General features: G+C 66.1%; 19 protein-coding genes and 1 pseudogene. 10 read left to right on the plus strand and 10 right to left on the minus strand.

Features of this window, described 5'->3' with window-relative positions; genetic code table 11:
• Positions 1-95: 95 nt before the first annotated feature.
• The 3 genes from AC3WOS_RS10885 to uraH form a co-directional block, all read right to left on the minus strand.
• Complete coding sequence (locus tag AC3WOS_RS10885; RefSeq protein WP_492715956.1) at positions 96-1,787, minus strand: ATP-binding protein; 1,692 nt, start codon at positions 1,785-1,787, stop codon at positions 96-98.
• A complete protein-coding gene (locus AC3WOS_RS10890) occupies positions 1,784-3,106 on the minus strand; it encodes an HD-GYP domain-containing protein (protein ID WP_492715957.1) in 1,323 nt (440 codons plus the stop codon). The genes AC3WOS_RS10885 and AC3WOS_RS10890 overlap by 4 nt, the downstream gene beginning before the upstream one ends.
• A 305-nt stretch (positions 3,107-3,411) precedes the next feature.
• Positions 3,412-3,762 carry a hydroxyisourate hydrolase gene (gene uraH, locus AC3WOS_RS10895; RefSeq protein WP_492715958.1) on the minus strand — a complete coding sequence of 117 codons (351 nt, stop codon included), beginning with the start codon at positions 3,760-3,762 and terminating at the stop codon, positions 3,412-3,414.
• 123 nt (positions 3,763-3,885) lie between these two features.
• Between uraH and puuE the strand changes: the two genes are divergently transcribed.
• The 8 genes from puuE to AC3WOS_RS10935 all read left to right on the plus strand — a co-directional run bounded on the left by puuE (position 3,886) and on the right by AC3WOS_RS10935 (position 18,371).
• A complete protein-coding gene (gene puuE, locus AC3WOS_RS10900; protein WP_492715959.1) occupies positions 3,886-4,839 on the plus strand; it encodes an allantoinase PuuE in 954 nt (317 codons plus the stop codon).
• A gap of 142 nt (positions 4,840-4,981) precedes the next feature.
• Positions 4,982-7,309, plus strand: a complete 2,328-nt coding sequence (gene xdhB / locus AC3WOS_RS10905; protein ID WP_492715960.1) for a xanthine dehydrogenase molybdopterin binding subunit — start codon at positions 4,982-4,984, stop codon at positions 7,307-7,309.
• A gap of 12 nt (positions 7,310-7,321) precedes the next feature.
• The gene (gene guaD, locus AC3WOS_RS10910; protein WP_492715961.1) at positions 7,322-8,617 is read left to right on the plus strand and encodes a guanine deaminase; all 1,296 of its coding nucleotides are present in this window, start codon (positions 7,322-7,324) and stop codon (positions 8,615-8,617) included.
• A gap of 32 nt (positions 8,618-8,649) precedes the next feature.
• A complete protein-coding gene (locus tag AC3WOS_RS10915) occupies positions 8,650-10,125 on the plus strand; it encodes an adenosine deaminase family protein (RefSeq protein WP_492715962.1) in 1,476 nt (491 codons plus the stop codon).
• A gap of 669 nt (positions 10,126-10,794) precedes the next feature.
• Positions 10,795-14,214 (plus strand): TonB-dependent receptor, encoded by a 3,420-nt coding sequence (locus AC3WOS_RS10920; RefSeq protein ID WP_492715963.1) that lies wholly within the window; start codon positions 10,795-10,797, stop codon positions 14,212-14,214.
• A gap of 142 nt (positions 14,215-14,356) precedes the next feature.
• On the plus strand, positions 14,357-16,063 hold the full coding sequence (locus AC3WOS_RS10925; protein WP_492715964.1) for a bifunctional metallophosphatase/5'-nucleotidase: 1,707 nt from the start codon (positions 14,357-14,359) through the stop codon (positions 16,061-16,063).
• A gap of 8 nt (positions 16,064-16,071) precedes the next feature.
• Positions 16,072-17,298, plus strand: a complete 1,227-nt coding sequence (locus AC3WOS_RS10930; protein ID WP_492716024.1) for a phospholipase D-like domain-containing protein — start codon at positions 16,072-16,074, stop codon at positions 17,296-17,298.
• A complete protein-coding gene (locus AC3WOS_RS10935; RefSeq protein WP_492715965.1) occupies positions 17,295-18,371 on the plus strand; it encodes a S1/P1 nuclease in 1,077 nt (358 codons plus the stop codon). The genes AC3WOS_RS10930 and AC3WOS_RS10935 overlap by 4 nt, the downstream gene beginning before the upstream one ends.
• 73 nt (positions 18,372-18,444) lie before the next feature.
• Here the strand turns inward: AC3WOS_RS10935 and AC3WOS_RS10940 are convergent, their stop codons facing one another.
• From AC3WOS_RS10940 to AC3WOS_RS10960, 5 genes are all read right to left on the minus strand, one after another.
• Positions 18,445-18,762, minus strand: a complete 318-nt coding sequence (locus AC3WOS_RS10940) for a CcdB family protein (protein WP_492715966.1) — start codon at positions 18,760-18,762, stop codon at positions 18,445-18,447.
• On the minus strand, positions 18,762-19,022 hold the full coding sequence (locus AC3WOS_RS10945; protein WP_492715967.1) for a type II toxin-antitoxin system CcdA family antitoxin: 261 nt from the start codon (positions 19,020-19,022) through the stop codon (positions 18,762-18,764). Before AC3WOS_RS10945 ends, AC3WOS_RS10940 begins: the two co-directional genes overlap by 1 nt.
• Before the next feature lie 151 nt (positions 19,023-19,173).
• Positions 19,174-19,809, minus strand: a complete 636-nt coding sequence (locus AC3WOS_RS10950; RefSeq protein WP_492715968.1) for a hypothetical protein — start codon at positions 19,807-19,809, stop codon at positions 19,174-19,176.
• A gap of 130 nt (positions 19,810-19,939) precedes the next feature.
• Entirely contained in the window at positions 19,940-20,845 is a 906-nt protein-coding gene (locus tag AC3WOS_RS10955; RefSeq protein ID WP_492715969.1) for a hypothetical protein, read from the minus strand.
• 72 nt (positions 20,846-20,917) lie between these two features.
• Complete coding sequence (locus AC3WOS_RS10960; protein WP_492716025.1) at positions 20,918-21,685, minus strand: DeoR/GlpR family DNA-binding transcription regulator; 768 nt, start codon at positions 21,683-21,685, stop codon at positions 20,918-20,920.
• A gap of 89 nt (positions 21,686-21,774) precedes the next feature.
• On the opposite strand from AC3WOS_RS10960, the pseudogene AC3WOS_RS10965 reads away from it, so the two are divergent.
• Positions 21,775-22,344 (plus strand): annotated as a pseudogene (locus tag AC3WOS_RS10965) (NUDIX domain-containing protein); the annotation flags it as partial.
• 459 nt (positions 22,345-22,803) lie between these two features.
• On the plus strand, positions 22,804-23,163 hold the full coding sequence (locus AC3WOS_RS10970) for a c-type cytochrome (protein ID WP_492715970.1): 360 nt from the start codon (positions 22,804-22,806) through the stop codon (positions 23,161-23,163).
• Between the two features lie 77 nt (positions 23,164-23,240).
• Here the strand turns inward: AC3WOS_RS10970 and AC3WOS_RS10975 are convergent, their stop codons facing one another.
• Both AC3WOS_RS10975 and AC3WOS_RS10980 read right to left on the minus strand, forming a co-directional pair.
• Positions 23,241-23,405 (minus strand): hypothetical protein, encoded by a 165-nt coding sequence (locus tag AC3WOS_RS10975; RefSeq protein ID WP_492715971.1) that lies wholly within the window; start codon positions 23,403-23,405, stop codon positions 23,241-23,243.
• A 189-nt stretch (positions 23,406-23,594) separates the two neighbouring features.
• Positions 23,595-24,566: an ABC transporter permease gene (locus tag AC3WOS_RS10980; protein ID WP_492715972.1), complete on the minus strand. Its 972-nt coding sequence runs from the start codon at positions 24,564-24,566 to the stop codon at positions 23,595-23,597.

A 24,566-nucleotide genomic window follows, 5' to 3' on the forward strand; every position in this document is an offset into this window, starting at 1 on the left:
GGCGGGGGCGTTGCCGTTACGTTGGTGCTGGCAATGTTAGCAATTCCGGCCATGTTCCGCTACGTGGCACGGCAGTGCGGGAGGACGGTCTCGGATCATTGGACCGTCGCCACATCCTCCGGCTCCGCGGCCCGCACCAGCGGCAGCACCACCCGGAACACGGAGCCTTTGCCCACCTCGCTGTGCACCTCGATGTGGCCGCCATGCTTTTGCACGATGCCGTACGATAGCGACAGGCCCAGCCCCGTGCCCTTGCCGACCGGCTTGGTGGTGAAGAAGGGCTCGAAGATGCGGTCGCGGTGCTCGGGCGGTATGCCCTTGCCGCTGTCCTCGATCTCGACCCACACATGGGTATCGTCGCTGCCGGTGCGCACCGTGATGCGGCCCTTGTCTTCGATGGCGTGGGCGGCGTTGACCAGCAGGTTCATGAACACTTGGTTCAGCTGCGACGGGAAGCAGGTGATCTGGGCGATGCCGCCATATTCCTTGACCACCTCGGCCTTGTACTTGATCTCGTTCCACACCACGTTGAGCGTGCTGTCCAGCCCCTGTTCCAGGTTGGCCATTACCAGCCCGCTGCTGTCCACGTGCGAGAAATACTTCAGGTCCTGGACGATGCGCATCACCCGCTCCAGCCCCTCGCGCGATTCGTCGAGCAGGCTGCCCAGGTCTTCGCGCAGGAAGTCGGCATCGATTTCCTGCTTGAGGCGGGCGATGGTGGCCAGCCGTTCGGGCGCCAATGCCGCTTCGCCCGCCTCGTATTCGTCGAGCAGGCGCAGCATGTCGCGCGCATATTGCTGCAAGGCGTTCAGGTTGGAATTGACGAAGCTGATGGGGTTGTTGATCTCGTGCGCCACCCCGGCCGCCAGCACGCCGATCGAGGCCATCTTTTCCGACTGCAGCAGCTGGTTCTGGGCTTCGTTGAGCTTGTGGATCAGTTCCTGCTGGCGGGCCTTTTCCGTCTCCAGCGTGGCATTGGCGCGTTGCAGGTCGGCCGTGCGGCTCAGCACGCGCGCCTCCAGCTGGTCTCTCGATTCGCGCAACGCCACCTCGGCCCGCTGGCGCTCCGTGATGTCGGTGTAGCTGAACACCCGGCCGACGATGCGCTCGCCCAGGTACTGGGGGCGCGAGCGGCATTCGAACACGCGCCCGTCCAGCAGCTGCAGCAGGTCCTCTGTTTCTTCTTCGCTCACCACTTCGCGCAGCAGCGTGTGGCACAACGCGCTTTGCGTCACCCGGGCCGACAGGAAGCTGAGGATGGCGTCGTCGTCGCGCGCGTCCAGCAAGCCGGCCGGCACCCCCCACATATTGCTGAACAGGCGATTCATGCTGACGATCTTGCCCTGCCAGTCCAGCACCAGGATGCCGTTGCCTGTCGATTCGAGCGTGGCGCGCAGCTGCGACAGGGTCTGTTCCAGCAGGTCCTCCACCTGGCGCTCGTGGCGGATGTCGCGTGCCTGCACCAGCAGCAGCGGGGCTCCTTCGTGCTCGATCACGCGCACCGACTTGGCCACCGTCAGCATGGTGGCGTCGGCGCAGCGGTATTCGCCTTCCTGCGCTTCGATGTCCTGGTACACGCCGTTGCGCACGTCCTCCCAGTAGAACACGTCGGGTAACGAGCTTTCGATTTCCGTGATGGCCATGCCGTCCAGCTGTTCCTCGCGATAGCCCAAGGCCAGCGCCACGCCGCGGTTGGCGCCGATGATGCGCAGGCTGTGCGGCTCGACCAGCAGCATCATGTGGGGGCTGTGGTCGAGCATCAGCTGCTGGAGGCTGCGGCTGCTCATGAGGCCGACGCCCCCTGGCCGCCGGTGTTGGCGTCGAAGTAGTAGCTGACCCGTTTGCGCGGACTGAGGTAGAGCAGCACGTCCTGCGGCACCTGGGCCGGCTTGAGCGACTTGACGATGTTCAGGCTAGACTCGCGCTCCATGTCGACCAGGATGGCCTCGTGCTTGGGCACGGCCGCATCGTAGATGACGACGATGGGCTTCATGGGCTTGCTGGTGTTGACGGTGGCCACCATGCCCAGCACGCCGTTCGACAGTTGCACCACGGTGCCGGGCGGGTAGACGCCCAGGCAGCGGATGAAGATCTGCAGCAGCTTGGGATCGAACTTGTCGCGCTGGCGGGCGAACATCTGCGACAGGGCGTCGTGCGGCGTGAGGGCGGCCGCCAGGTGGGCCGGGTTGCACAGTTCGTCGTAATGGTCGGCGATGGAGACGATGCGGGTCAGCAGGCCGATGGCGTCGCCCTTGAGCGCACGCGGATAGCCGCTGCCGTCGTACAGCTCGTGGTGGTCGCGGATGATGGCCGCCACGGCCGGTGCCAGGCCCAGCTGCTTGGCCATGTCGGCCCCGTACTGGCAGTGCAGCTGGTAGACGTTCTGTTCGGCGCGGGTGAGGGCGTCGGGCTTGTTGATGATCTTGTCGGGCACGTTCTTGAGGCCGATGTCGTGCAGCAGCGCGCCCATGCCCAGCATGGAGATGACGGCGTGCGGCAGTTCGATGTCGCGCGCGATCATCATCGACAGCATGGTCACGTTGAGCGAGTGCAGATACAGTTCCTCGCCGCCCACCTTGTCGCCCATCACGTGGATCGCCAGTTCCGGCGCGCACAGGATGGAATCGACGATCTGCGTCACCAGCTGGCTGGCCTTTTCCACGCTGGCGGCCGGGTTGCTGAACAGATTGGTTTCGATGGTGCGGATGGTGCGGGCCGCGTCGAGAAACGCTTTTTCGATAAGGCCGGCCTGCTCGCGCTGCTGGTTGATGCGTGCCATCATGGCTCGCTTGGCCTGCTGCATGGTCGACAGGGCGGGCGCGTCGGCCGGCGCCGGCGCGGGTGCCGATGCCGTTGCCGATGTAGGTGCAGGTGCAGGTGCAGATGCGGCGGCGCCAGTGGCCGCCGCCGTGGCGGCGCCCGGATCGCTCAGGGCCGGGCTGATGCGCACCGTGCGCAAGCCCAGTCCGCGCAGCACCTGGATCTGCTCCTCATCCTTGATCTTGAAGTGGCTGAAGGCGAACGGATGCTCGAACCACTTCAAGTCCAGGTGGACGTACAGGCCTACCCGCAATTGCTCGATGGAGACTTCGGCGTGGTCTTGCATGATTTCGGTTGTCCCTGGTAGCCGGCGCGATTGCCCTTGCACAGTGCAGGCGGGGAAGGCGCGTGGCGGCGCCCGCGACTATCCCGATGCAAGCCTGCTGCCGCCGGTTGGCCCCGGCCGCAAGCGTCATCATGCTACGGATTTAGCCGTTATGCACCAAGGAATCGGCGCATTCTTGAGCGGAAGTCGGTTACCGGCGACGCGGGCGACCGGGATGCCCGTGTCCGATATTGACTATCAAATTGCTAGCGTTGCGCGCAGGTCGCACGGGCAGGCGGGCGACCGCGCGTTGGAGGAGGGGGAAATCAGCTGCCGCGGTAGGTGGAGTAAGCCCATGGCGATACCACCAGCGGCACGTGGTAATTCTGCTCCACGCTGGCGATGCCGAAGGCCAGCGTTACCTGGTCGATGAAGCGGGGCGACGGTTGTTGCACGCCCTGCGCCGCGAAATAGTCGCCCGCATCGAACACCAGCTCGTATTTGCCGGCCTGCATGGTGTCGCCTTCCAGCAGGGGCGCGCAGCGGCCGTCGGCGTTGGTGACATCCGTTTTCAGCAAGGTCTTGCCGGCCGGCCCGACGGCATACAGCGCCACCTTGACGCCGGCGCCAGGTTTGCCCACGGTGATATCGAGCACGTGCGTACTAAGCTTTCCCATGATCTGTCCTTTGTATATGTTTGGGTATAACTGTCTATGCAACAAATCATATACCGGCGCAAGTGGAGCAATATATGATGCGCCATATATCCTTCATTGCCCCCCCTTTCCGACTGACTGACGATGACAACTTACGACAACTACCCGCGCGACATGATCGGCTACGGCCGCAACCCACCGCACGCCAACTGGCCCAAGCGGGCCCGGGTGGCGCTGCAGTTCGTGCTCAATTACGAGGAAGGCGGCGAAAACAACGTGCTGCACGGCGACCCGGCCTCGGAAACGTTCCTGTCGGAGATCATCGGCGCGGCCGCCTTCCCCAGCCGCCATCTGAGCATGGAATCGATCTACGAGTACGGCTCGCGGGCCGGCCTGTGGCGTCTGCTGCGCATGTTCGAGGAGCGCAAGCTGCCGCTGACCGTGTTCGGCGTGGCCATGGCGCTCAAGCGCAACCCGGAGGCGGTGGCCGCCTTCCAGCAGCTGGGCCATGAAATCGCCTGCCACGGCCTGCGCTGGATCTCCTACCAGAACATGGACGAGGCGACCGAGCGGGCCCACATGCAGGAAGCGGTGGCCATCATCAAGGACCTGACGGGCACCACGCCGCAAGGCTGGTACACGGGCCGCGATTCGCCCAACACGCGCAAGCTGGTGGTCGAGCATGGCGGCTTCCGCTACGACGCCGACCACTATGGCGACGACCTGCCGTTCTGGCAGCAGGTGGACTACACGGACGCCAACGGCCAGGCCGCCGTGGCGCCGCAGCTGATCGTGCCCTACACGCTCGACACCAACGACATGCGCTTCGCCGCCATGCAGGGCTTCAATTCGGGCACCCAGTTCTTCGACTACCTGAAGGATGCCTTCGACGTGCTGTACGCGGAAGGCGACCCGGATGGCCTGAACCAGCCGAAGATGCTGTCCATCGGCCTGCATTGCCGGCTGGTGGGCCGTCCGGCCCGGGCCGCCGCGCTGGCGCGCTTCCTCGACTACGTGCAAAGCCACGACCAGGTGTGGATCACGCGCCGCATCGACATCGCCGAACACTGGCACACGCACCATCCGTTTGTGGCGTAACGGCAGCATGGGCTGACGGCCGGCGCGGCCGGGCGGGCAGATTCGGGCGTATGATGGCGTAGTCTCCCGAGGTGCCGCGCCAATACAGGCCGTGGCCGGCGCCAGCCGCTTTCACGCTCACCGCGCCTGAAAGGATGTCGCCATGAACTACGCCGGCGCAACGGAACGCCAGGTCACGGCATGGGCCGCCGTCGGCCTGCCCAGCCCCCATGAATCGGCCCGCCTGCATGTGCTGGGCAAGGCCACCTACGCCGACGACGTGCCGGAAATCCAGGGCACGCTGCACGCGGCGCTGGGACTGTCGTCGCGGGCCCACGCCCGCATCACGGCGCTGGGCCTGGCGCCCGTGCTGGCCGCGCCCGGCGTGGCGGCCGTCTACACGGCGCAGGACTTCCCCGGCGTGAACGAATGCGGTCCCATCCTGCACGACGATCCCATCCTGGCCGACGGCGAAGTGCTGTACGTGGGCCAGCCCATCTTCGTCGTGGTGGCAGACACCCACGACAACGCCCGCCGCGCGGCCCGCCGCGCCGTCGTCGGCTATGCCGATTTGCCCGCCATCTTCACCCCGCAGCAGGCCAGGGACGCGCGCGCCCACGTGCTGCCGCCCATGCTGCTGCAGCGGGGCGACTGCCAGGCGGCGCTGGACCAGGCCTTGCACAAGGTGCGGGGCCGGCTGTTCGTGGGCGGCCAGGAGCACTTCTACCTGGAAGGCCAGGTGGCCTACGCCATCCCGCGTGAAGACCAGTGCCTGCAGGTGCTGTGCTCGACCCAGCACCCGAGCGAGATGCAGCATGTGCTGGCCCACGCGCTGGCCCTGCCGGCGCACCAGGTGCAGGTGGAATGCCGGCGCATGGGTGGCGGTTTCGGCGGCAAGGAATCGCAGTCGGCCCTGTGGGCGGCCGTGGCCGGGCTGGCCGCCCACCGGCTGCAGCGTCCCGTCAAGCTGCGCGCCGACCGCGACGACGACATGCTCGTCACCGGCAAGCGCCACTGCTTCTACTACGAATACGAGGCCGGCTACGATGCGGACGGCCGCATCCTGGCCGCGCGGGTGGACATGACGCTGCGGGCCGGCTACTCGGCCGACCTGTCCGGCCCCGTCGCCACGCGCGCCGTGTGCCACTTCGACAATGCCTACTATCTGTCGGACGTGGAGATCCGGGCCGCCTGCGGCAAGACCAACACCCAGTCCAACACGGCGTTCCGCGGCTTTGGCGGACCGCAGGGCGCCATCGCCATCGAATACATCATCGACGACATTGCCCGCCACCTCGGTTGCGATCCGCTCGACGTACGGCGCCGTAACTTCTACGGCATCACGGAGCGTAACGTCACGCCCTACGGCCAGCCCATCGTCGACAACGTGATCGCGGAACTGGTGGCCGACCTGGAGCAGGGCAGCGACTACCGGCTGCGCCGGGCCGCCATCGCCCGGTTCAACGAGCGCAGTCCCGTGCTGAAGAAGGGCATTGCGCTCACGCCCGTCAAGTTCGGCATCGCCTTCAACGTCACCCATTTGAACCAGGCCGGCGCCCTGGTGCACGTCTATGCCGACGGCTCGGTGCTGGTCAACCACGGCGGCACGGAGATGGGGCAGGGCATCAACACCAAGGTGATGCAGGTGGTGGCGCATGAACTGGGGCTGGACCTGGACCGGGTGCGGGTGACGGCCACCGACACGGCCAAGGTGGCCAACACCTCGGCCACGGCCGCCTCCACCGGCGCGGACCTGAACGGCAAGGCGGCCCAGGACGCGGCGCGCCACATCCGCGAGCGGCTGGCCGTGCTGGCCGCCTGCGTGTATGGCGGCACGGCCGCCGCCGTGCGCTTCTGCGGCAACCAGGTACACGTGCATGGCCAGGCCGTGCCGTTCGCGGAACTGGTGCGGCAAGCCTACCTGGCGCGGGTCCAGCTGTGGTCGGACGGCTTCTACGCCACGCCCGGCCTGCACTGGGACCCTGTCACCATGCAGGGCCACCCGTTTTCCTATTTCGCCTACGGCGCGGCGGTGGCCGAAGTGGTGGTCGATACGTTGACGGGCGAATGGAAGCTGCTGCAGGCCGATGTGCTGTACGACGCGGGCCGTTCACTCAATCCTGCCATCGACATCGGCCAGGTGGAGGGCGCCTTCATCCAGGGCATGGGCTGGCTGACGACGGAGGAATTGTGGTGGAACGGGGACGGCAAGCTGATGACGCATGCGCCGTCGACCTACAAGATCCCCGCCGTCTCCGACTGTCCGGACGCCTTCCGCGTGCGCCTGTACGCCAACGCCAACGTGGAAGACAGCATCCACCGCTCCAAGGCCGTGGGCGAACCGCCGCTGCTGCTGCCGTTCTCCGTGTTCTTCGCCATCCGCGACGCCATTTCCAGCGTGGGCCAGCACCGGGTGCGGCCGCCGCTCGATGCGCCGGCCACCAGCGAAGCCATCCTGCGCGCCATCGCGGCCGTGCAGACGGCCGTCTGATCGGGGACGCCGATGCAAGCCTACCGCGCCAGCCTGCTCCACTTCCACGCCGATCCCGCCTTCAGCGAGCAGGCCCACGCCTGGCACGACGATGGCCTGCTGCTGGTGGACGAGGGCAAAGTGGTGGCGGCCGGCGACTACGCCGCGCTGCACGCCACGCTGGCCCCCGGCACCGAGCTGCACGACTACAGCGGCAAGCTGATCACGCCCGGTTTCATCGACACCCACGTCCACTATCCGCAGACGGACATGATCGCCTCGCCGGCCCCGGGCCTGCTGCCGTGGCTGGAAACCTATACCTTCCCCACCGAGCGCCTGTTCGGCGACCCGCAGCACGCGGCCCAGGTGGCCGAGTTCTTCCTCGACGAGCTGCTGCGCTGCGGCACCACCACCGCCATGGTGTACTGCACCGTGCACGCGGCCTCGGTCGACGCCTTCTTCGCCGCCAGCGAACAGCGCCAGCTGCGCATGGTGGCCGGCAAGGTGCTGATGGACCGCCACTGCCCGGAATTCTTGCGCGACACGGCCGAATCGGGCGCGCGCGACAGCGAGGCGCTGATACGGCGCTGGCACAAGCGGGGCCGCGCCCTGTACGCCATCACGCCCCGTTTCGCGCCCACCTCCAGCGAGGCCCAGCTGCGCCTGGCCGGCGAACTGGCCGCCGCCTGGCCGGACACCTTCGTGCAAAGCCACGTGTCGGAAAACGAGGATGAATGCCGCTGGGTGCGCGAGCTGTTCCCCGCCGCCCGCAGCTACCTCGACGTGTACGACCGCTGCGGCCTGCTGCGCCCGCGCGCCGTGTACGGCCACTGCATCTGGCTAACCGAAGCCGACCGCGCCCGCATGGCCGAATCGGGCGCCGCCGCCGCCGTCTGTCCCACCTCCAACCTGTTCCTGGGCAGCGGCCTGTTCGACTTCGCCCGGGCTGACGCGGCCGGCATGCGGCTGGCGCTGGCCACGGATGTGGGCGGCGGCACCTCGTGCTCGATGTTGCAAACCATGAATGAAGCCTATAAAGTAGCGCGCTTGACAGGCAGCTACCTGCCGGCCCTGCGCATGTTCTACCTGGCCACGCTGGGCGCGGCCCGCGCCATGCAACTGGAGGGCACGATAGGCAGTTTCGCGCCCGGCGCGGAAGCGGACTTCATTGTGCTCGACCCGCAAGCCACGCCGCTGCTGCAGCGCCGCACCAGCCGTTGCGACAGCCTGGAGGAATTGCTGTTCGCGCTGGCGCTGCTGGGCGACGACCGCGCCGTGGCCGCCACCTTTGCGGCCGGGCGTCCGGTCCACGTGCGCGACGCTGCCTGAAGATAGCCGTTCAACCTTAGCGAGTACACTGCATGCATAAAACGATCGCCAGCCTGATGGTATCCGCCACCCTTGCCGCCTGCGCCTTGCCGCACGCGGCCCATGCGGCCACCGCTGCCAGCAACGAAGAGATCACCAGGCGCCACTTTGCCGCCCTGGTGGCCGGCAGCGAGCCCAGGCTGGCCGAGCTGACGATGTTCTTCACCATGATGCCCAAGGGCGGCGACCTGCACCACCACTATTCGGGCGCGATCTACGCCGAGCAGTACCTGGAGTGGGTGGACCAGCAGCACTACTGCGTCAAGCGCGCCAACTACATGATAGAGACCGACCAGGCCGCCATCGCCGCCGAGCTGGCCAAGCCGGCCGCCGAGCGCAGCTGCGTGACGGGGCAGCAGGTGATGGGCGACAACACGCTGCTGGCCCAGCTGCTGCAGCACTGGTCGGACAAGGATTTCTACAACCACAGCGGCCCGCAGCCGGCGCCGGACCGCCAGTTCTTCGACACCTTCGCCTATTTCAATCCCGTCGCCTCGACCAACGCGCATGACGGCCTGCAGCGCCTCAAGCAGCGCGCCATCCAGGAAAACCTGAGCTACATCGAGACCATCTTCGAGCTGGCCCCGTTCACCCACAACGACGACTTCGACCGCGAAGCGCTGGCCCATGGCGTCACCGATGCGGCGCTGGCCGACTACAGCGCCAGGCTGGAGCAGGAGCAGGGCTACCAGCAGTGGATCGCCTCCTACCTGGAGAACCTCAAGACGGGCAGCGCCGGCATCGACGACGCGCAGTTCACCATGCGTTACCAGCCCTTCGTGCTGCGCTTCCTGTCGCCGTCGCAGGTGTTCGCGTCCATGGTGGCCAGCTTCAAGCTGGCCGCGCTGAGCCCGCAGATCGTGGGCGTTAACATCGTCGGCCAGGAGAGCGTCAACGTCTCCATGCGCGACTATGCGATGCACATGCAGATGTTCCGCTTCCTCAAGGCCAAGTATCCCGGCGTCAAGCTGGCCCTGCACGCGGGCGAGCTGGCGCTGGGCATGGTGCCGCCGGAAGGCCTGACCTTCCACATCAAGGATGCGGTCGAGGTGGCTGGCGCCAGCCGCATCGGCCACGGCATGGACATCGCCCACGAGACCGATGCGCTGGGCATCATGAAAACCATGCATGACAAGGGCATCGCCGTCGAGGTCAACCTGAGCAGCAACGACTTCATCCTCGGCATCAAGGGCGCGGCCCACCCCGTCACCCTGTACCGCAAGTATGGCGTGCCGTTCGTGCTGGCCACGGACGATGCTGGCGTGTCGCGCAACAACTTGTCGGGCGAATACGTGTTGTACGCGGCCCGCTACCGGCCCGATTACGCGGAAATGAAGAAGCTGTCCTACGACAGCCTGCGCTATGCCTTCCTGGCCGACGGCGACAAGCAGCGCCTGCTCAAGGCGCTGGACGGCAAGTTCGCCCGTTTCGAGGCGGCCATCGCTGGGGCGGAGCCGAAAAAGAAGTAAGCCCGTCCCTTTCCCGCCCCATCCCGGCACGCCATGCCGGGATGGGGCACGGGGTGGTGTCCCGCCGGGGCGCCGCTCAACTGCTCATCTTCCCCATCTCCCTGTTTGCTCCCGTTCCGCGTTGCCTTCCCGCGACATAAATTGGTGGGCTTCCTCTAGTTCTTCCGCTGCATTTTTGTCATGAAACAATTTCATGTTCCTATGGCCTGAACTATAATCGCGGCCGGCAGCCCGGCTACACGCTCTGCTTCACCAACGTCATGCAATTTGCGGTCTTATTTATTTGTTCTTCGTCTTAATTCCTAAAATAAATCGTATTTGTCATACTTTTTGCAATCATGCATAGTGGGACGAAATGATCCAAAAAGGCAATATTTTTGCCTTTTCCACAGAAATAAAGATGGGCTCACACAGGGTTATGGGCAGTCAGGCGGCGCTTACGGCGCCATTTTCTTTATAAGGCAACATTGCCATAAAGACGTCATCACCCTGAAATATTGAACCGATACACTTATGCGTTGCGCCCAGCGGGCCAACGCCAGGCATGGCGTGCGGAGGCAGAAGTCCGGCCACGCGGCCACGCGGCTTACCAGTTGCAGCACAGTAGAGAGGAATACCCGTTATCCGCGCGGATTCCATATAACTATTAGTCTTTTTTGGGGTTATACAATGATCAATCACAAACGGCTCCGGCTAACGCAGATTGCGCTTAGTCTGTCTATCGCGCTCGCGGCAGCTCCGGCCTTCTCGCAAAACACCACCTCGGCCATCGGTGGCCGCATTTCGGCGGCCGACGGCAAGCCGGCCGGTGGTGCCGTCGTCTCCATCGTCCATACCGAATCCGGTACGGTCAACAATGTGGTGACGGACGCGGAAGGCCGCTACGTGGCGCGCGGTCTGCGCACCGGCGGTCCGTACACGATCACCATCACCAAGGACGGCGTGACGGAAAAGCGCGAAAACGTGTTCATCCAGCTGGCTGAAACGGCCAACGTCGATGCCACCCTGGGCGCGCCCGCCATGCAGACTGTGACCATCGCCGGCGTGGCCGGCGGTCGTTCCGAAAAATTCTCCAAGACCACCATGGGTACCGGCACCAGCATCGGCCGTACCGAACTGGACATCCAGGGTTCCATCAACCGCAACCTGCAGGACTATGCCCGCGCCGATCCGCGCGTGTCGCAAACCGACAAGGAACGCGGCGAAATGTCCGTGGCCGGCCAGAACTCGCGCTACAACTCGCTGACCATCGACGGCGTGGCCGTCAACGACACCTTCGGCCTGGAGTCGAACGGCAGCCCGACGGCCAAGCAGCCGATCTCGATCGAAGCGATCCAGTCGGTGCAGGTCAACGTGGCCAACTACGACGTGACCCAGAAGGGCTACACGGGCGGCAACATCAACGCCGTCACCAAATCCGGCACCAACACCGTGCACGGCAGCGCCTACTATGTGTTCCGCAACGACCGACTGGCCGGCGACCGCTACAACGCCAGCACCGACAGCTACTACGCACCGGCCCCGTTCAAGGAAACCACCAAGGGCGCCACCGTGGGCGGCCCGCTGATCAAGGACAAGCTGTTCATCTTCGCGGCCTATGAGAAGCTGGAATCGACCCGCGCCGCACCGGCCTTCGGTCCCATCGGCAGCCCGCTGACCAACGTCGGCATCACCAACTCGGCCATCGCCGGCGCCACCGCCATCGCCAAGGACAAGTATGGCTTCGACGTGGGTACTTCGGTCACTCCGAGCAACGCCGCCCTGAACGTCGATGACAGCCTGGTCAAGCTGGACTGGAACATCAACGACAACCACCGCGCCATGTTCCGCTGGGCCAAGACCAAGCAGGACGAGCCTAACTTCTCCGGCCTGGACGCGTCGAGCATCTCGCTCAACTCGCGCTGGTTTAACCAGGGCAAGACCATTGAGACCAAGGTGGCCCAGTGGACCGCCGACTGGACCCCGACCTTCTCGACCGAACTCAAACTGTCCTCGCGCGACTATGACAGCGTACCGTCCCTGAACTCGGAACTGCCGCTGATCAACCTGTCGTTCACCGGTCCCACCCCGGCCGGTACGCCGGCCGGGGTGTCCACGGCCAGCCGTACGCTGTCCTTCGGTACCGACAACAGCCGTCACCGCAACATCCTGGGCACCAAGACCAAGGACGGTTACCTGGGCGCCAACTGGTCGCTGGGCGACCACGAAGTCAAGTTCGGCGGCGACTACCAGAAGAACGATGTGTACAACGCCTTCCTGCAGAACATCTGGGGCAACTACACCTTCTCGTGCATCAACAACCTGGCGTATTCGTTCGCGGCCGCCAACACCCTCGATTGCGGCAAGGCCAGCAACGCCCAGATCGAGCAGGCCGTGCTGGAAAACTTCAGCCGTGGCCGTCCCTCGTCGTACACGCTGCAAGTGCCTAACACGGGCCTGACCCTGGACGACGCCGTGGCCCGCTTCAGCATGAAGAACTACGGCCTGTTCGCCCAGGATACCTGGAGCGCCACGTCGCGCCTGACGGTAAGCTACGGCGTGCGCTTCGATTCGGCCCACGTCGACGGCCATCCGCTGCGCAACGTGGCAGTGGCCGCGCCTATGGTGGCCGGCAACCCGGCTACCGGCGCGCGCCAGACCGGCGGCTTCGGTCTGGACAACACCACCACCTTCGACGGCCAGACCCTGTGGCAGCCGCGTGTGGGCTTCAACTACACCTTCGACAGCGCGCGTCAGATGCAGATCCGCGGCGGCACCGGCCTGTTCCAGGGCGCGGCGGCCACGGTCTGGCTGTCCAATCCGTTCTCCAACCCCGGCGTGGCTACCCACAACGTGGTGTGCGGCGGTTCCGGCGCTTGCCCTACGACGGATGGCAACTTCAGCCCCGACATCAACAAGCAGCTGACCAGCCTGCCTGGCGTGAACAACGTGGCCAACGTGGACGCCCTGGCGCCCGGCCTGAAGCAGCCTTCCGTGTGGAAGTCCAATATCGCGTTCGACACGGAACTGCCATGGTTTGGCCTGGTGTTCAGCGCCGAGTACCTGAACACCAAGGTGCATGACGGCATCTACTACCAGAGCATGAACCTGGGCGCGCCGACCAAGATCGGTACCGATGGCCGCGAGCTGTACTACACCCAGCAAGCCTACAACCCCGCTTGCTGGACCACCGCCGGCGTGATGATCAGCAACGGCGCAACTTGCACCGGCGCCCGCAACAAGGCGCTGAGCAACAAGGACTACGGCACCGTGATGGTGGCCACCGGTACTGACAAGGGCCGCAGCAACCTGGCCACCGTCTCGCTGAGCCGTCCGATGACCAACGGCCTGAACTGGTCGGTGTCGTACACCTACTCGGATGCGACGGAAGTGTCGCCGCTGACCTCGTCGACCTCGGGCTCGAACTTCAACAGCCGTTCCGTGTTCAACCCGAACGAAGAAGTGGCCGCCAACTCGGGCTACCTGGTCAAGAACCGCATCAACGCCCTGGTCAACTTCCAGAAGCGTTTCTTCGGCTCCTACAAGACCACCTTCGGCATGTTCTATGAAGGCCGCAGCGGTAAGCCATACAGCTGGACCGTCAACAACGACTTGAACGGCGACAGCCAGGGCGGCAACGACCTGATGTACATCCCGTCCGCGCCCGGTTCGGGCCAGGTGGTGTTCGCCGGCGACACGGCCACCAGCCACGCCAACGAAGACAAGTTCTGGTCCATCGTCAACGCCAATCCGGTGCTGAAGAAGGCCGCCGGCGGTATCGTGAGCCGCAACTCGGACTTCTCGCCATGGACCAACTCGATCGACCTGCGCATCAAGCAAGAGATCCCTGGCTTCTTCAAGGATCACAAGGGCTCGCTCACCTTCGACATCTTCAACTTCGGCAACCTGCTGAACAAGAAATGGGGCCGTATCAACGAAGTGGGCTTCCAGCCTGCCGGCGGCCAGGCGCGCAGCTTTGTCGACTACGTCGGTCTGGATGCACAGGGCCGCTACATCTACAAGGTGCGTGACGTGGAAACGCTGGACACCCGCCAGGTCAAGGGCGAATCGCAGTGGGCCATCCAGGCTACCGTCAAGTACGAGTTCTGATGGCACTGATGCATAGCTAGGTAGAACCAGACGGCTGATGGCGACATCAGCCGTTTTTTTTGCGCTGTTTTCTCCGCGGCGCGGGCCGCAAGCAGGGCCGCGCCGCCTGTACAATATCCGCTTCTCACCGACCCACGATGCGATGAATTCCTTGCTCCGTTTCCCGGCCGCCGGCGCGCTGGCCGCCTCGCTGCTGGCCGGCTGCGCCAGCGCGCCGCCGCCGCTGCCGTCCAATACGGCCGTCATCAACCTGGTGGCCCTCAACGATTTCCACGGCAACCTGGAGCCGAGCGCCTTCAGCTACACCGGCGCGCGCGACCGGCGCGAGACGACGGTGCAGGCCGGCGGCATCGACGCGCTGGGCGCGGCCCTGCAAGCCTGGCGCAAGCAGGACAGCGAACTGCTGCTGGTGGGCGCGGGCGACCTGGTGGGCGCCAGCCCGTCGATCTCGGCCATGTGGGCCGACGAGCCCACCCTCGGCGCGCTCGACCTGCTGGGCCTGCGCGCGAGCGCGCTGGGCAACCACGAGTTCGACCTCGGCCGCGCCGAACTGCTGCGCCAGCAGAAGGGCGGCTGCGCCTCGCCGCGCGCTGCCAAGGCGTGCCAGTACGCGCCCAACTATGGCGGCGCCCGTTTCAGCTACCTGGCCGCCAACGTCATCGACATGGTCACCCGCAAGCCCATCATGCCGGCCTACAAGATCGAGACGGCCCATGGCGTGCGCGTGGCCTTCATCGGCGCCGTGCTCAAGGACACGGCGGCGCTGTCGCTGCCCTCCAGCGTGAGCGGACTGGAGTTCGGCGACGAGGCCGACGCCATCAACCGCCAGCTGCCGGCATTGCGCCAGCAGGGCGTGGGCGTGTTCGTGGTGCTGATCCACCAGGGCGGGCGTACCACCGACGATTTCGACGAACCCGGCTGCAGCCACCTGACGGGGCCCATCGTGGACGTCGTCAAGCGGCTCGACCCAGCCATCCGCCTGGTCGTCAGCGGCCACTCGCACAAGGGCTATCTGTGCCAGGTGGACGGGCGCACGGTGACCCAGGCCGAGACGGCCGGCCACGTGCTGTCGCGCATCCGGTTGACGGTGGACACGGCCAGCAACAGCGTGCGCGAAGTCAGCGCCAGCAACGAGATCATGCTGCCAGGCCGCTATCCGGCCGATCCGGCGCTGGACGCCTACCTGGCGCGCGCCCGCGCCCGCGGCACGGCCGCGCTGGCCCGCCCCGTGGCGCGCCTGGCCGTGCCGGTCGTCCCGCTGGACAAGGATGACGTGGACGAGTCGCCGCTGGGCGACCTGGTGGCCGACGCCACGCTGCACGCGGGCCTGCCGTTCGGCGCCCAGATCGCGTTCATGAACATCGGCGGCATCCGCCATGACCTGGAAACGGGCAAGGATGGCCGCGTCACCGTGGGCCACGTGCAGACCGTGCTGCCGTTCGTCAATACGGTGGTGGTGATGAACCTGACGGGCGCCCAGATCGTCACCTTGCTGGAGCAGCAGTGGCAGGGCGCCGCCACGGACGCGCGGGGCTTGCTGCAAGTGTCGCAAGGCTTCCGCTACCAGTGGAATCCCAAGCTGCCCGAAGGCGCCCGCGTGGTGCCCGGCAGCGTCACCCTGAACGGCGTGCCGCTGGAGCCGGACAGCCCGTACCGCGTGGCGCTGACCAATTTCCTGGCCGAAGGGGGTGACTTCTTCCCCATGTTCACCAACGGCCGCAGCCGCGCCGACACCGGCATCTACCTGAGCGACGCCGTGGCGGCCTACCTGGCCAGCCGCGACCAGCTGGGCAAGCCGGCCGGCGCCACGCAATCCCTGGGCCGCATCGCGCGCGCCCCGCAACCATAAGGACCATGATGCGTCGTTTGTCTTCCACCCTGTTTGTTTCCGCCCTGCTGGGCACGGCCGGCCTGGCCCACGCGGAGTTCGCGATTCCCGGCTTCGAGCTGGTGCAGACCGCGCCGCGCGAAACCACCCTGTCGAACGCCGACCTGCGCGACCCGGCCACCGTCTGGAGCGAACTGTTCGACCAGGCCCGCAAGGAAATCGTGCTGGGCCAGTTCTACGTCGTCGGCCAGGCCGGCAGCGCCTTCGAGCGCGTGCTGGCGCGGCTGGAGGCGGCCGGCCGGCGCGGCGTGCATATCCGTTTCCTGCTGGACCAGAAGGGCGTGCGCCTGTCCGACGCGGCCACCATCGCCCGCCTGAAGGCGATTCCCAACCTGGACCTGCGTATCATCGATTTCAATAAGCTGACCGGCAACGGCATCCTGCACGCCAAGTACCTGGTGGTGGACCGCGCCACGGCCTACGTGGGCAGCCAGAACTTCGACTGGCGCTCGTTCGAGCATATCCACGAGACGGGCTTGCGTATCACCGAGCCGCGCATCGTCGGCCAGGTGCAGGCCGTGTTCGACCAGGACTGGCGGGCCCAGGCGCTCGCCACCCAGGGCCTGGAAGTACCGGCGCTGAACCAGCAGCCGGTGGCGGCCGACTACCGCCAGGACGCCTTCCTGCTGGCCAGTCCCAACCGCTACAACCCGGCCGGGGTGGGCGACTCCGAGACGGGCTTGCCGGCGCTGCTGGCGGCGGCCCAGAGCGAGGTGCGCATCCAGCTGCTCGATTATGCCCCGCTCAGCTACGGTCCCAAGGGCACCCGGCCCTATTACGCCGTGATCGACAACGCCGTGCGCAGCGCCGCCAACCGGGGCGTGAAGATCAAGCTGATGGTGTCGAACTGGAACCTGGAAGAACCGGAGCAGGTCTACCTGAAAAGCCTGGCCCTGCTGCCCAACGTGGAAGTGCGGGTGGTGACCCTGCCCGTGGCCTCGAGCGGCTTCATCCCGTTCGCGCGCGTGATCCACAGCAAGACCATGGTGATCGACAACAAGCTGGCCTGGGTCGGCACCAGCAACTGGACGGGCGGCTACATGGACCTGTCGCGCAACCTGGAAGTGGTGATGCGCAACGAGAAGATGGCGCAGCGCCTGGCCGCCCTGCATGAGCAGACGTGGAGCTCGGCCTACGCCCAGCCGCTCGACATCAACAAGGCCTATGCCAAGCCGGCCAAGGGGAGCCCGCAATGAAGCGCAGCGTGCAGCAGCTCGCCATGGCCGCCGCGCTGGCCGGCGCTTGCCTGTCCGGCGACGTCCTGGCCTGGGGCAGCGACGGCCACCGGGCCGTGGCCGCCATGGCCGGCCAGCTGATCCGCGGCAGCCACGCCGAACAGCACGTGGCGGCCCTGCTGCTGCCGGGCGAAACCCTGGAACAGGCGGCCAATTGGGCCGACTGCGTCAAGGGCACGTTCTGCGGGCCGCAGACGGCGGAAATGCAAGCCTACACGGCCGCCCATCCCCAGCACAGCGAGTTTCACTACACGGACGTGCCGTTCCAGCTCGAGCACTACCGCGACCACGCGGTCGGCACGGCCGACGACGACATCGTCCAGACCTTGAAGCAGGCCATCGCCGTGCTGCAGGGCAGGGATGGGGCGGCCGATAATCCGCAACGCTTCACCCAGCGCCAGGCGCTGCTGCTGGTGACCCACCTGGTGGGCGACATCCACCAGCCGCTGCACGTGGGCGCGGCCTATGTGGGCAAGGATGGCGGCTTCGTGCTGCCGGAACGGCGCGGCCAGGTCGATGCCGTCAACATGTTCGACGCCCGCGGCGGCAACAACCTGCTGCTGGACGACGCGCGCCTGGGCGAAGCCAGCGCGCGCCTGATCCCGCCGCCGCTGCCGCGCCCGGCCGACGAGGCGCCGGCCTGGGTGCCGCCCAAGTCGGCCACCAAGCCGTTCCACAGCTACTGGGACACGACGGTGGTCGATTACGCCTTCCGCCGCAGCGGCGTGCGCACGCCGCTGCAATTCGCGCAGGCCATGATCGCGGCGCGGCCGGCCATCACGGCCAACACGGGCGACCCGGTCAGCTGGCCCTGCCAATGGGCCGACGACGGGCTGGCCGTGGCCAAGCTGGCCTACGCGGACGCCACCCCGGGCGCCATCGCCCGGCAGGTGGGCCGCAACGGCGAGGTTTATTACGTGTGGGGATTGACGGTGCCGGACGACTATCCGGTGCCCAGTTCGGCCATCGCCCGCACCCAGCTGACCAAGGGCGGCTACCACCTGGCCGCGCTGCTGCAGGCGATCTGGCCCTGAGACGGGCGGGGCGGGCCGCCCCGGCCGTGCGGCATTTCGAACGCATGCCGCCGGGATGACAGGCGTCGTTCCGTTAGTAGGCGCCAAACACCCGGTCTAATGCAGACTGGATGGCGAATTGGTGGGCTTGAGCGGAGCCCACTTTGCTTTTTAGTTCAGTCGACGGGATGGCACCCATTTGCGGCATGTCCAGAAAATGGTCTACCCCGTCAATCGCGATCAGCGGGAACAAGTCGCCAGGCAAAGACAGCGATGCAAACTTTGCCAGGGGACGTAAGGGGACCACTACCCTGGTGGCCAATCCACTAATTACATTGCTTTGTATATCAACTAGAAACGGTACGCTTTTCCTGTTCTTGCCAGGATTGCTGTAGATGTCGAAGCGCGCCATCAGAAGGCGCGCCATTCCTGCAGTGCGACGCCTTCCTCTTCCACCAGACCGTTGTAGGCTGCGATGAAGTCGGCATGTTGCGCATTCCACTGTTGTTCCTTGCGCGTCTGTATTTCCTCGCGCAATCGTTCCTCGCAGACTTGAGAAATGTTGATGCCCAACGCTTTGGCATCAAGGTACACATCCATGGCCAGGCTGATATTGGTCGCCTTTTTGGACGGGACTTTCTTCACTGGTGCCGTGGCGTTTGCCGGTTTCATGTTTGGTATTGTGCGCATCGAAAATGTGGATCGCTAATGCGCATTATACGCACGTCCGATCAACGTGGCTGTGTGCCAAATCGGATGGGTCAAGCGCGGCCGTCAAATGGCCGCGCTGTTGCGGGCGACCCGGATCGAACGCCGAGATCACTTACAGCCCGGCATCCCAGCGGTACGCGGGCAGCGTGTGCTGGACGGTGCCGAGCTGGATGACGATGGAGCGGTGGCTGGTCAATTCCAGGTCGCCGATTTCGCCGGTCCATTCCAGCACCGCGTCGCCATCGTTGTAGAACACGTTGACGGCCTGGCCGCTGATGCCGGCCACGTTGCTGCGGCTGAGCGGTTGGCCCCAGACGGCGAACAACTGCCCCAACGTGAACTTGCGGGCAGCCGACGTTTCGATGTGGATCACGCCCGACTGGTCGTGGGTGTGCAGCTCGTAGGCGCAGCCTTGCAGGCCGATATGGGCGGGGATGGCCAGCGCATTGCCGTCGCGCAGTATCGTCAGGTGGGCGTGGATGTGGTAGTCCTCGGTGACCAGGCAGTTGACGCCCGCCACCGGCGCGCCGTTGCCGCCACTGGCGGTGGAGCCGTCCGGCCAGTTGGGCGTGCCGACCGTGATGCCCGCTTGCAGCAGGGTCGGGCTGGCGGCCAGCTGATAGGCTGCGACGGGCGTGGTGACGGGAGCGGCGGCTGGCGTGGCGCTGCCCCCGCCGCCGCAGGCGCCCAGGGCGCTGGCGAGTAACAGGGCAATGGTGTATTGGATAGCGCTGCGGTTACCTGTCATGGTCGGAACTCCTGATCGAATGTAGTGGGACGACGGAGGTGCGTCGCGCAAAAAGCGCTGACTGTATCAAAAATACAATAGTTCGTCTAACGCAATTTTGTGCAAGCGCAAAGGCTGGCGGCGGCGCCGTTCACTTGCCATTCAGCGGGTCGTACCACAGCTCGCTGCGCGACAGCGGCGTCTGGGGCGACAGGGTGGGATTGGGGATGGTCAGCACGCGCCGTTGGCGCAGGTTGGCGCGGGCGATGGTGGCGCCCTTGTAATGCTGGAACAGGGTGTTGAGCGAGCCGTCGCGCACCATGGTTTCCAGCCCCGCCTCGATGCGGGCGGCCAGCTGCTTGCCCTCGGCGTCGCGCCGCAGGAAGAAGTAGCGCGGCAGCGGATAGTGCAACAGCACGGTCGGTTCGATGGCCAGCTTGGGATGGCTGGCGCGGCGTTCATCGTATTCGCGCAGCGCTTCGTCGGCCCCGCGCGAGAAATAGTCGAAGCGGCCCGCTTCCAGCATGGAGAACAAGCCTTCGTAGGCCGATCCCTCCTCGGTCGGCAAGCCGGCCGCGCGCAGCACATGCACGTCGACCCAGTCCTTGCCCAGGCCGGCGCGCAGCCGGCGCAGGTCGCCCAGCGTGCGCACGGCCGCGAAGCGGGGCAGGTCGTCCTGGCGCACGAGGAAGACCCGGTAGCCCAGCAGGCCGCGATCGACGGGGATGCGCACGGGCAGGAATTCGCGCTCCAGTTCGGGCGCCGTGGCCCGCACCAGGATATTGATGTGGCCGGTGGGCATGAGCATTTCCTGGGTGATGCGGGCCGGCGACATGGAGGTGGTGGCCTGGTGCAGGCTGTAGGCGCCATAGCGGCCCCGGCTCTTGTCGAGCGCCATGCGCAGCACGGCCCAGTCGTACTGGTAGCGGCTGTCCACGCCCACCGACAGCGGATAGACCAGGCGGTCGAAGGCCTGGGCCCAGGCGCCGGGCAGGCACAAGGCCGCCAGCAGCGCCAGCTGCCGGGCCGGGATGCGCCATTTCTCGAAGTGTTTCATGCTGCGCCGTGTCCACGGTGAAAGTCAACGCCAGTGTGGCATGTCATGTTGGTGTCTGGCAAGCGGCCCCCGTCAAGCCAGCACCAGTGCGATGCCGCGCCGGCGGTAGGGCGCCAGCAGCGCTTCCGGCGTGCCGGCCTGCACCACGATGGTGTCCACCTGGGACAGCGGCGCGATCTGGTAAGGCGCGGCCGTGTCCAGTTTTTCCGGCGAGGCCAGCACCACCGTGCGCCGCGCCGCGTGGCTGATGGCGCGCTTGATGCCCGCCTCGTCATAGTCGCCCGTGCTCAGGCCCAGGTCCGGATGCAGGCTGCACACGCCCATGAAATACAGGTCGGTATGGATGCCGGCGATGGCGGCCAGCGCGGCCGGCCCCATGGCGACGATGGAGTGCTTGAACAGGCGGCCACCCACCATGATGACCTCCACCAGCGGATGCTCGGCCAGTTCCACCGCCACCGACGGGCTGTGGGTGACGACGGTGGCGCGCAGGTCAGGCGGCAGCTGGCGGGCCAGCTGCACGGCCGTCGTGCCGCCGTCGATGAACACCACCTGGCCCGGTTCGATCATGGCCGCCGCCGCGCGCGCGATGGCCGGCTTGGCTTCGGTGGAAATGTGCTGGCGCTGGGCGAAGGTGCCCAGTGCGGGCGAGGGCGGCAGGGCCAGCGGCAGCGCGCCGCCGTGCACCCGCTGCAGCAAGCCGTCGCGCGCCAGTTCGCGCAGGTCGCGCCGTATCGTGTCTTCCGACAGGCCCAGCTCCGCGCTGAGGGTACGGGCCACGATCTGGCCATCCTGTTTCAGGCGTTGCAGCAGCAGTTCCTTGCGGTGGCGGGTCAGCATGATGTGCATGAATTTTCTTGATATTGCACGATATTGCATGATAATGTAGAAAAAAGCAAGTTTGCGTTTACCTCAGCAGGAGTCTCGCCATGTCCCACGACCACATCCGCATCCAGCGCGTCGACACCCTGTCGCATGACTGGTATCTGCTGCAAAAGACCACCTTCGACTACCGCCGCCGCGACGGCAGCTGGCAGACCATGACGCGCGAGACCTACGACCGCGGCGACGGCGCCACCATCCTGCTGTATAACCGTGCCAGGCGCAGCGTGGTGCTGATACGCCAGTTCCGCTTTCCCGCCTACCGCGACGGCCACGACGGCTTTTTGATCGAGACGGCGGCCGGCCTGCTCGACAGCGCCAGTCCCGAAGAACGCATCCGGGCCGAGGTGGAGGAGGAAACGGGTTACCGCGTGCAGCAGGTGCGCAAGGTGTACGAGGCTTACATGAGTCCCGGCTCGGTCACCGAGCGGCTGCATTTTTTCGTGGCCGAATACGAAGCCCATGCGCGCGTGGGCGAGGGCGGCGGCATCGCCCACGAGGGCGAGGACATCGAAGTGCTGGAACTGCCGCTGGAGCAGGCCATGCGCATGGTGGAGCAGGGCCAGATCGCGGACGGCAAGACCATCATGCTGCTGCAGTATGCGCAGCGCCACCTGCTGCCAGCGCCGCCGCCGCGCGGCATGATGATACTGATCGCCGGTCCCTATCGCTCCGGCACGGGCGACGATCCGGCCCTGATCGCCCGCAACGTGGCGGCGATGGAAGCATACGCGCTGCCCTTGTATGAGGCGGGCCACCTGCCCGTGTTGGGCGAATGGCTGGCGCTGCCGATGCTGGCGCTGGCCGGCTCGCGCCGCGCGGGCGACGCCGTGTACGACGCGCTGTTCCACCAGCACGCGCAGCGCCTGCTGGCCCGCTGCGACGCCGTGCTGCGCATCGGCGGCCCCTCGGCCGGCGCCGACCTGATGGCCGACACGGCGCGTGATCTTGGTTTGCCGGTGTTCCATGCGCTGGAGGATATTCCCGCGGCGACAGTGGCCACGGCCGAGGCATAATGCCGGGCAGCGCGAAGTGCGCTGTATTTGGAACGAATGATGAAGATAGGACGAAAGTTTATGTTACTGCCGGTGCTGCTGGCCGGCGCCGCGTCAGGGCCGGCCATGGCCGCCGGCGACGTGGAAGCGGGCAAGGCCGCGTTTCGCAAATGCGCATCGTGCCACCAGGTGGGGCCGTCGGCGCGCGGCGGCTTTGGGCCGCAGCTGAACGGTATCGTCGGCCGTCCGGCGGCATCGACTACGGACTACAAATATTCGGACGCGATGAAGCAATCCCGCATCGTATGGGACGACAAAACCCTGGCCGCCTTCCTGCATGGGCCCAGCGACGTGGTGCCCGGCACGCGCATGCGCTTCTGGGGCATCAGCGACGAGCAGCAGATCGCCAACCTGCTGGCGTATCTGCGCACGTTACGCTAAGCAGCGATACCAGATAACGACACCAAGCGGCGACACTAAGGGACGCTACTAAGCGACGACACTAAAGAACGACGCCGTCATTTGGACGTCTTGTGGCCGGCGTTGTCGTTGCGGCCCACGTTTTTGTGGCGGCCCGCCACTTCGGCTTGCTCGGCCTGCTGTTTCTGCTTGCTGACGGTGTCGATCTTCGATGGTGGTGCGTGCATGGGCCGGGGTTGGTGGCCTTGGTTGGACTTGGGCATGATTTCCTCCTGTGCGGTGGGAACGCGACAGCCCGAGCGGGCATCGCGGAAAGTCCATCATACGCCCAAGCAGGGCACGGCACCGCACGTCAAATCAAGTTGACCTGTACGGCGGCAGTGAAGGGAAGTGAAGCAGGGAGAGGGGCAGCACGCGCAACGGCGCGCTACCCGCTTGGCTGAGCCGGCGGCTCAGCGCGATTTGACGAACGGCGTGCCCAGCGCCTTGGGCGCCACCGACTTGGCCATCAGGCCGGCCAGCACGACGACGGTGACCACATATGGCACCATCTGGATCAGCGAGCCGGGAATGCGGCCCACCACGGGCAGTTCCACCCCTTCGATCTGGATCTGCACGGCGCCGAAGAAGCCGAACATGAGGCAGCCGAGGAAGGTGTAGAGCGGACGCCAGTTACCGAACACCATGGCCGTCAGGGCCAGGTAGCCGGCGCCGGCCGACATGTCGCGCAGGAAGAAGCCGCTCTGCACGATGGCCAGGTAGGCACCCGAGAACGAGCACAGCACGCCGGCCACCAGCATGGCCAGGTAGCGCTGGCGCCCGACGCTGACGCCGGCCGCGTCGGCTGCGTGCGGGTTTTCGCCGCAGGCCCGCAGGCGCAGGCCGAAGCGGCTGTGGTACAGCACCCAGTGCACCAGCGGCACCAGGGCGAAGGCCAGGTACACCAGCACCGAGTGGCCGCCGATCAGGTGCGCGTACAGCCAGCCCAGGAAGGGAATGGCTTCCACCGCCGCCGAACCGGGCAGCACCACGTCGAACAACCGGGCCTGGCCCAGGTCCGGCGTGCGGCCGCCCTGCTGGAAGAAGTACTGGGCCACCACGAAGGTCAGGCCGCTCATGGCGATGTTGATGGCGATGCCGCCCACCAGCTGGTTGCCCTTCTGGGTGATGGCCACATAGCCTTGCAGCATGGCCAGCGCGACCGAAACGGCCATGCCGGCCGCCACGCCGTACCAGGGGTTCTGGGTGGCGAAGGCGACGGCGGCCGAAACGAAGGCCGAGGCCAGGATCTTGCCTTCCAGGCCGATGTCGATCACGCCCGAGCGTTCCGCGAACAGGCCGGCCATGGCGGCGAAGATAAGCACCGGCGCGTTGCGCACGGTCGAGACCAGGATGCTGGCCAGGTGGAGGTCTTCAAAAGTCAT

It is taken from the genome of Rugamonas sp. FW305-51, from assembly GCF_058786935.1.

What these genes read in the sequence shown, in the direction of transcription:
- xdhB (WP_492715960.1), top strand. Translation starts at nt 4,982, where the DNA reads ATGAACTACGCCGGCGCAACGGAACGCCAGGTCACGGCATGGGCCGCC.
- AC3WOS_RS10915 (WP_492715962.1), top strand. Translation starts at nt 8,650, where the DNA reads ATGCATAAAACGATCGCCAGCCTGATGGTATCCGCCACCCTTGCCGCC.
- AC3WOS_RS10955 (WP_492715969.1), bottom strand. Translation starts at nt 20,845, where the DNA reads ATGAAACACTTCGAGAAATGGCGCATCCCGGCCCGGCAGCTGGCGCTG.
- AC3WOS_RS10980 (WP_492715972.1), bottom strand. Translation starts at nt 24,566, where the DNA reads ATGACTTTTGAAGACCTCCACCTGGCCAGCATCCTGGTCTCGACCGTG.
- AC3WOS_RS10920 (WP_492715963.1), top strand. Translation starts at nt 10,795, where the DNA reads ATGATCAATCACAAACGGCTCCGGCTAACGCAGATTGCGCTTAGTCTG.
- AC3WOS_RS10890 (WP_492715957.1), bottom strand. Translation starts at nt 3,106, where the DNA reads ATGCAAGACCACGCCGAAGTCTCCATCGAGCAATTGCGGGTAGGCCTG.
- AC3WOS_RS10975 (WP_492715971.1), bottom strand. Translation starts at nt 23,405, where the DNA reads ATGCCCAAGTCCAACCAAGGCCACCAACCCCGGCCCATGCACGCACCA.
- uraH (WP_492715958.1), bottom strand. Translation starts at nt 3,762, where the DNA reads ATGGGAAAGCTTAGTACGCACGTGCTCGATATCACCGTGGGCAAACCT.
- AC3WOS_RS10970 (WP_492715970.1), top strand. Translation starts at nt 22,804, where the DNA reads ATGTTACTGCCGGTGCTGCTGGCCGGCGCCGCGTCAGGGCCGGCCATG.
- AC3WOS_RS10930 (WP_492716024.1), top strand. Translation starts at nt 16,072, where the DNA reads ATGCGTCGTTTGTCTTCCACCCTGTTTGTTTCCGCCCTGCTGGGCACG.
- AC3WOS_RS10960 (WP_492716025.1), bottom strand. Translation starts at nt 21,685, where the DNA reads ATGCTGACCCGCCACCGCAAGGAACTGCTGCTGCAACGCCTGAAACAG.
- AC3WOS_RS10885 (WP_492715956.1), bottom strand. Translation starts at nt 1,787, where the DNA reads ATGAGCAGCCGCAGCCTCCAGCAGCTGATGCTCGACCACAGCCCCCAC.
- AC3WOS_RS10925 (WP_492715964.1), top strand. Translation starts at nt 14,357, where the DNA reads ATGAATTCCTTGCTCCGTTTCCCGGCCGCCGGCGCGCTGGCCGCCTCG.
- AC3WOS_RS10950 (WP_492715968.1), bottom strand. Translation starts at nt 19,809, where the DNA reads ATGACAGGTAACCGCAGCGCTATCCAATACACCATTGCCCTGTTACTC.
- AC3WOS_RS10940 (WP_492715966.1), bottom strand. Translation starts at nt 18,762, where the DNA reads ATGGCGCGCTTCGACATCTACAGCAATCCTGGCAAGAACAGGAAAAGC.
- AC3WOS_RS10935 (WP_492715965.1), top strand. Translation starts at nt 17,295, where the DNA reads ATGAAGCGCAGCGTGCAGCAGCTCGCCATGGCCGCCGCGCTGGCCGGC.
- AC3WOS_RS10945 (WP_492715967.1), bottom strand. Translation starts at nt 19,022, where the DNA reads ATGAAACCGGCAAACGCCACGGCACCAGTGAAGAAAGTCCCGTCCAAA.
- puuE (WP_492715959.1), top strand. Translation starts at nt 3,886, where the DNA reads ATGACAACTTACGACAACTACCCGCGCGACATGATCGGCTACGGCCGC.
- guaD (WP_492715961.1), top strand. Translation starts at nt 7,322, where the DNA reads ATGCAAGCCTACCGCGCCAGCCTGCTCCACTTCCACGCCGATCCCGCC.